Source organism: Streptomyces sp. CNQ085 (assembly GCF_022614595.1).
In the GTDB taxonomy this organism is placed as follows: domain Bacteria; phylum Actinomycetota; class Actinomycetes; order Streptomycetales; family Streptomycetaceae; genus Streptomyces.
The window spans coordinates 1-7043 of the sequence record NZ_JAJFAU010000002.1 but is presented as its reverse complement, the minus strand read 5'-3'; the positions used below and the strand labels follow the sequence as shown (position 1 = coordinate 7043).

At 68.8% G+C, this 7043-nt stretch carries 6 protein-coding genes and 1 tRNA gene; 1 reads left to right on the top strand and 6 read right to left on the bottom strand.

The window, feature by feature from the left end; translation table 11 throughout:
* Positions 1 to 74: 74 nt before the first annotated feature.
* The 6 genes from LJ221_RS00740 to LJ221_RS00715 all read right to left on the bottom strand — a co-directional run bounded on the left by LJ221_RS00740 (position 75) and on the right by LJ221_RS00715 (position 6413).
* Positions 75 to 839, bottom strand: coding sequence for an ABC transporter ATP-binding protein (locus tag LJ221_RS00740; protein ID WP_241712760.1), 765 nt, complete (start codon positions 837 to 839; stop codon positions 75 to 77).
* A complete protein-coding gene (locus LJ221_RS00735) occupies positions 836 to 1747 on the bottom strand; it encodes an ABC transporter ATP-binding protein (RefSeq protein ID WP_241712758.1) in 912 nt (303 codons plus the stop codon). Before LJ221_RS00735 ends, LJ221_RS00740 begins: the two co-directional genes overlap by 4 nt.
* On the bottom strand, positions 1744 to 3144 hold the full coding sequence (locus LJ221_RS00730) for a branched-chain amino acid ABC transporter permease (protein ID WP_308314691.1): 1401 nt from the start codon (positions 3142 to 3144) through the stop codon (positions 1744 to 1746). The genes LJ221_RS00735 and LJ221_RS00730 overlap by 4 nt, the downstream gene beginning before the upstream one ends.
* Positions 3141 to 4064, bottom strand: a complete 924-nt coding sequence (locus LJ221_RS00725) for a branched-chain amino acid ABC transporter permease (protein ID WP_241712756.1) — start codon at positions 4062 to 4064, stop codon at positions 3141 to 3143. Before LJ221_RS00725 ends, LJ221_RS00730 begins: the two co-directional genes overlap by 4 nt.
* A 175-nt stretch (positions 4065 to 4239) precedes the next feature.
* Positions 4240 to 5400, bottom strand: a complete 1161-nt coding sequence (locus LJ221_RS00720; RefSeq protein WP_241712755.1) for a branched-chain amino acid ABC transporter substrate-binding protein — start codon at positions 5398 to 5400, stop codon at positions 4240 to 4242.
* A 359-nt stretch (positions 5401 to 5759) separates the two neighbouring features.
* Complete coding sequence (locus LJ221_RS00715) at positions 5760 to 6413, bottom strand: ANTAR domain-containing response regulator (RefSeq protein ID WP_241712884.1); 654 nt, start codon at positions 6411 to 6413, stop codon at positions 5760 to 5762.
* Positions 6414 to 6539: 126 nt separating this feature from the next.
* Here LJ221_RS00715 and LJ221_RS00710 point away from each other — a divergent pair.
* Positions 6540 to 6613 (top strand) — tRNA-Leu (locus tag LJ221_RS00710).
* Positions 6614 to 7043 lie beyond the last annotated feature (430 nt).

Below are 7043 nucleotides of genomic sequence, written 5' to 3'. Positions count from 1 at the left end.
CCCCCCCCCCCCCCCCCCCCCCCCCCCCCCCCCCCCCCCCCCCCCCCCGCCGCCGTACTCGATGAGGGGAGCCGTCAGGCGCCCTCGCCCAGATAAGCCGCCCGCACCCGCGGGTCCGACAGCAGCCCGGACGCCTCGCCCTCCATCGCCACCGCACCGGTCTCCAGCACATAGCCGCGGTCGGCCATCTTGAGCGCCTGGGCGGCGTTCTGCTCCACCAGCAGCACCGTGGTGCCCTGCTCGTTGATCTCCTTGACGATCTCGAAGATCTGCTGGACGATCAACGGCGCCAGACCCATCGACGGCTCGTCCAGCAGCAGCACCTGAGGCTTGCCCATCAGGGCGCGGCCGATCGCCAGCATCTGCTGCTCACCGCCCGACAGCGTCCCGCCCAGCTGGCTCTTGCGCTCCCCCAGCCTCGGGAACAGCGTGAACACCCGGTCCATGTCGGCCTTGTCCACCGACTTGAACCGGTACGCCCCCATCTGGAGGTTCTCCCGGACCGTCATCCTCGGGAACACCCCGCGCCCCTCGGGCACATGGCCGATGCCGAAGTGGACCAGATCGTGCGACTTGATGCCGTCGATCCGCTCCCCGTGCAGCAGCACCTGCCCCTCGCGCGGCGCGATCACCCCCGACGCCGTCCGCAGCGTGGTCGTCTTGCCCGCGCCGTTGGCGCCGAGCAGCGCGACCACCTCCCCGCGGCGGACCGTGAGGTTGACACCCTTGAGCGCCTCGATGGCACCGTAGAACACCCGCAGATCACGCAGTTCCAGCACCACCGGGGCGGCCGGCTCGCCGCCCTGCGGCTCCTTCTTCAGATCCGTGGTGACGCTCACTTACGCTCCTCGATGTCCCGATGCGGCGTCGTCCCGGCCCCGGTCCCGGCGTCCTCCGGCCCGGCGTCCTCGGACACCGCGCCCAGGTACGCCTCGATCACCGCCGGATCCCGCTGCACCTGCGACGGGGCTCCCTCGGCGATCTTCTTGCCGAAGTTGAGCACCATCACCCGGTCCGCCACCGACATCACCAGCCGCATGTCGTGCTCGATCAGCAGCACGCTCACACCCAGCTCGGTGTTGATCCGCCGGATCAGGTCCTCCAGCTCCAGCTTCTCCGTCGGGTTGGTGCCCGCCGCCGGCTCGTCCAGCAGCAGCACCTCAGGATCCGTCGCCAGCGCCCGCGCGATCTCCAGCCGCCGCTGGTCGCCGTAGCTCAGCGACCCCGCCAGCTCGTTCATCTTCCCCAGCAGACCGACGTACGACAGCACCTCGTGCGCCCGGCGGTCGCTGGCCCGCTCGGCCTTACGCGCGTTCGGCAGCCCCAGCATGATCGACACCGGGCCGGCCTTCAGCCGCGTCTCCGCCGCGATCTTGACGTTCTCCAGCGCCGTCAGCGCCCCGAACAGCCGGATGTTCTGGAACGTACGCGCCAGACCCCACTGGCTGACCACATGCGGCTTGGCGCCGAGCAGCGAGCGCTCGCCGCCCTCGCGCGGACGGAAGACGATCCGCCCCTCCTGCGGCACGTACGCGCCCGTCAGCGAGTTGAACAGCGAGGTCTTGCCCGCGCCGTTGGGCCCGATGACCGCCAGCACCTCACCGCGCCGCATCCGCAGCTCGACGTTGTCCAGACTGGTCAGGCCGCCGAACCGCAGCGTCACGCCCGACGTCTCCAGCACCAGCTCACCGGCGCCGGCCGAACCGCCCGCCGGCCACTGCTCCTTCTTCACCGTCTCGGTGGTCACGGCTGCCTGCCTTCCGCCGGGCCGGTCGCGTCGGCTCCGCCGACCCCCGCCTCCGCCATCCGCAGCTCGCGCTTGCGGCGACGGGAGGGCAGCACGCCCTGCGGCCGGTAGATCATCATGATGACGAGGAGAGCACCCAGGTACATGTAGCGGTCCTTGGGATCCACCCACTCGCGCAGGTACTCCGGCAGCCACACCAGGAACGCGGCACCGAACAGCACCCCGGGGATCGACCCCATGCCGCCGAAGATGACGTAGGCCAGCACCAGGATCGACAGCAGGATCGCGAAGTTCTCCGGGTTGAAGTACCCGGCCTTGCTCGCGTACGCCACCCCGGCCACGCCGGAGGTCGACGCGCCGATCGCGAACGCCATCAGCTTGTAGCGCACCGTGGGCACACCCGTGGCCGCCGCGGCCACCTCGTCCTCGCGGATCGCCGTCCACGCCCGGCCCACCTTGGAGTGTTCCAGCCGCAGGAACAGGAAGATGGCCAGCACGATGAAGACGACCAGCAGCCAGTAGTACGGCATCGGGTCCAGCTTCCACTCGTAGGAGAAGAAGCCCAGGTCGACACTGAACCGCTCGACCTTCACACCGCGCGCGCCCTCCGTCACCCCGTCGGCGTTCTTCGCCATCAGGTAGACGATCTCGTGGAATCCCAGCGTCACGATCGCCAGGTAGTCGCCCCGCAACCGCAGCGTCGGAGCGCCCAGGATCACCCCCGCCACCAGACAGGTCAGCACCGCGATCGGCAGCACCAGGAAGTTGTTCAGCGCCACCGGCGGCTGGACCGGCAGCGCCCCCGTCCAGTACGCCGCGCTGTACGCGCCGATCGCGAAGAACGCGATGAAGCCCAGGTCCAGCAGACCCGCCCAGCCGATCACCACGTTCAGGCCGATCGCCAGCAGCACGAAGATCGCGATCTGGTCCACCAGCACCTGCTGCCAGTACCGCTCGACCCCCAGCGGCCCGAACACCACCAGCGCCAGCACGGCCGTCAGCACGCCCATACGGACCCGCTTGTCGGCGGACCACACCTGCCGGGCCCGCTCCAGCGGGCCGGCGGAGACCTTCCTCGTACCCTCCACCGCACGGGAGGTCTGGTCGGTGAGGAACTCCCGCACCGCCCAGACCGCCACCGCGATCGCCAGCCAGATCAACAGACCGACACCGGTGAAGTCCTCGCGCACTGCCAGGAACAGATCCTGGGTGGTGCCCTCCTCGCCCGTCATCAGCCTGAGCGTCACCGCCAGCGCCAGCAGGGCGCCCAGCCGCCGCCAGCGCGGCTCCTGGTACCAGCGCACCCTTCGCAGCCGGGCCGCCGCCGACAGCGGCGCCGTGGCGCTCTTCGGCGGGTCCTGCCCGGCCCCGTTCGCAGTCGAGGTCTTGACGCTCACGCCGTCCTCCCCACACGCTCGCCGAGGATGCCGGTCGGACGGACCATCAGCACCAGCACCAGCACCACGAAGGCACCGACGTAACGCCAGTCATCCCCCCACAGGCCCACCGTCATGGTCTCCACCACGCCCAGTACCAGACCGCCCAGCATCGCGCCGCGCACATTGCCGATGCCACCCAGCACCGCCGCCGCGAAGGCCGTGATACCGGGCAGGAAGCCCATCGTGTACCAGACCTGGCTGTTGGTGCCGAACAGGAAGCCGGCCGCACCGCCCAGCAGACCGCCGAGCACGAACGTCCGGGACACCACCTTGTCGATGTTCACACCCATCAGCGACGCGACCTCCGGGTCCTGCGCCACCGCGCGGATACCCGAACCCATCTTCGTACGGTTCACCACGTAGTCCAGGCCGACCATCATCGCCACCGCCGACACCAGGATCAGCACCTGCGTGACCGTCAGCTCGGCGCCGAAGACGCTCAGCACCTTCTTGTTCTCGTACATCGACGGCATCGGCAGCGGATTGCGGCCGAACAGCTTGCCCGCCAGGTTGTACAGGAAGAACGAGGCGCCGATCGCGGTGATCAGGAACACCAGGCGCGGCGCGCGGTGCCTGCGCAACGGCCGGTACGCCACCCGTTCCAGACCGAAGGCCACCGCGCCGCCCAGCGCCGCGCCCGCCAGCATGCCGATCAGGACGTAGGCGACCGAGCCCATGCCGGAGGGCGTCGACTCGGGAATCAGAGCGGTCAGGGCCAGCAGGCCGCCGTAACCGCCGAACATGAAGACCTCGCTGTGCGCGAAGTTCAAAAGCTGGAGCACGCCGTACACCAGCGTGTAGCCGATGGCGATGACGGCGTAGAGACTGCCGAGCACCACCCCTAGGACGAGGAAGTCCCAGAACTCACTGAGGGACATCGAACTGTCTTCCTTGTGGGAATGCGCCGCCCGGCCGTGCGTTCAGCACTCGGGGAACGGGCGGCGCGAGGATCACGGAAGCGGACGCCCGGCACGAAGGCGGTGCCCGCCGGTGTCACGCCGGCCGGCGCGGGAGCGAATCCACCGCGCCGGCCGGCCGGAAGCGTCGGCCGGTTCAGCCGGCCAGCTCGTCGATGCTGCCCTGGTACTCGATGCCCTCGCCCTTGACCTGGTACAGGTAGATGGTCTGGTTGGTGAACTCGCCCTTGTCGTCGAAGGAGAACTCCTTCGTCAGACCCTTGTACTTCGCCGCGCGCAGAGCGTCCACCAGCGCCTGGCGCTCGACACCGCCGTCCTCGTGGAGCTTCTTGACCTCCTCGATGATCATCATCGCGGCGTCGTACGACTCGGCCGAGTACGTGCCCGGAGTCTGCTTGAACTCCTTCTCGTAGTCCGCGGCGAACTTCTTCGTCGCGTCCTCCTTGGTGGCGTCCGTGCACGGGCAGGTCAGCAGCCAGCCGTCCGAGGCGTCGCCCGCCAGCTGTATGAACTGCGCGTCGTTGGTGCCGTCACCCGACATCGCCACACCGTCGAAGCCCGCCTCCTTGAGCTTCTTGGCGAACGGGCCCGCGTCCTGGTAGTAACCCGCGTAGATCAGGGCGTCCGGCTTGTTCTTGGTGACGTTCTTCGCCGCGGCGCTGTAGTCCGGCGTCTTCTGCGGAACGCTCTGACGCACCACCTCGACACCGGCGGCCTTCAGGTTCTCCTCCGCGACATCCGCCAGACCGATGCCGTAGTCGGTCTTGTCGTCGACCACCACGACCTTCTCGGCCTTGGCCTTGTTCGCCAGGTACTTCGCCATCCCGGCGCCCTGGGCGCTGTCGTTCGGCACCGCGCGCAGGAACGTCTCGTATCCCTTGGTCGTCAGGTCCGGACGCGTCGCCGACGACGACAGCGCCACCAGGCCCGCGGCCCCGTAGATCTCGGCGGCGGTGTCCGCCGGGCCCGAGAACGCCGGGCCGATCACCGCGACGACGTCCTCGTCGTCGATCGCCTTCTGCGCGGCGGTCGTCGCCTTGTCCGGCAGACCCTGGTCGTCGGCCGGCACGTACTCGACCTCGAACCCGAGGTCGCCCTCGGCGTTCGCCTGGTCGATCGCCAGCTTGATGCCGTTCTCCATGTTCTGGCCGAGCTGCACGTTGTCGCCGGAGAGCGGGCCCTGGAAGGCGATCTTGTACGCGTCGCCGCTGCCGCTGTCCCCTCCGCCGCAACCGGTCAGCGCGAACGCGCCGACGGCCATGGGAATGGCCAGCTTGACGATGGTCTTGTTGAGCACGTGGAACCCCCTGGAGCCTGCTCAGATCACGACGATCGCCGTACCGTTCCGGCGTCGCGGTCCGCACGTACATACGTGCGGCGTGGCCCGGAATCTATTGCCCCAGAAGCAGACCAGATAGGTGAGAGCGGCAGATGTGATCTCCCTGTGACCTGCGCCATGCGCCGGAAACAGAACACTCCTTACCGGAGAACGGACAGAAAGGGAAAGATCATCAGGGGTCGGACTCGTGAATTCCCGGATCACGGACCGTGAATCCCCGCCACCGCACCCGGCCCGCACGAAGATCCGGCCCCCACCCTCCCGCCAACACCCCCGGCTCACGCGGGACCGGCGCCGGACGCGGACCCACCCGGTCGTCACCGCTGCCGCTTCTTCTCCTCCGCGTCCTGGATCACGGCCTCGGCCACCTGCCGCATCGACAGCCGGCGGTCCATCGAGGTCTTCTGGATCCACCGGAACGCGGCCGGCTCGGTCAGCCCGTACTGCGTCTGCAGCACCCCCTTGGCCCGGTCCACCAGCTTCCGCGTCTCCAGCCGCTGCGCCAGGTCGGCGACCTCACGGCTCAGTACCCTCATCTCACTGAACCGCGACACCGCCATCTCGATGGCGGGCACCACATCGCTCTTGCTGAACGGCTTCACCAGATACGCCATCGCGCCCGCGTCCCGCGCCCGCTCCACCAGTTCGCGCTGCGAGAACGCGGTCAGCATCAGCACCGGGGCGATCGACTCCTCGGCGATCCTCTCGGCCGCCGAGATCCCGTCGAGCACGGGCATCTTCACGTCCATGATCACCAGATCCGGCCGGTGCTCCCGCGCCAGGTCCACGGCCCGCTGCCCGTCCCCGGCCTCGCCGACGACGCTGTAACCCTCCTCCTCCAGCATCTCCTTGAGGTCCAGGCGGATCAGCGCCTCGTCCTCGGCGATGACGACCCGCGTCGTCTCCGGAGGCACGTGCGCCCGCTCGCCGGCCGCGCCGGCCGTGCTGTCGGCGCCGCCGTCGGCGCTGATGGGCTCAGGGGTGTCCGCGGTGCTCACTGGGCTCCTCGTTTTCCGGCCAGGTGGACCACAAGAGCCTACCTACCTCCTGTATGTTTGAGGTACGGCGGTCGTCCGCTAGCCTTCGTTTTGAAGGAAGCCCCGGTAGTCCAGCGGCGAGAGACACGGTGCTCAAACCACCGACAGCGTGGGTTCGAATCCCACCCGGGGCACATTGCCTTATTTTCCAAAGCGCCCACCGCTTGGGAAGCTTCACGCTTTAAGGTGAACGAATCTTCGATTGCCCCTATCCAGAAGGTTCCGAGTACACGCTCGCGAGCACGTACGACCTCGCCACACGGAAGTGCGTCTTCGCCCTCGCCGACCAGGGCCCGCGGTCTCGACTCCGTCAGTAGGCGGCAGAGACGCGTACACAGGGCCGAAGCGCTGAAGGGCGGTACGGGGGAGACCCCGGCCACCGCTGGCGCGAGACGGCGGCCGGGACCTCCCGGTTCGAGGGGGCGGCCGGACCGGCCGCCCCAGGGTCTTTGAGAAGTGATCTTGTGTCCGGGTTCGTCATGCCAGGCCGAGGGCGGTGAGGGACCGCAGGTGGTTTCGGGCGGTGTGGCGGAGGGCGGCTGCGATGTTGGTGTGGCCGTCCTG

Coding starts and splice junctions, on each gene's coding strand:
- LJ221_RS00725 (WP_241712756.1), bottom strand. CDS start 4,064: ATGTCCCTCAGTGAGTTCTGGGACTTCCTCGTCCTAGGGGTGGTGCTC.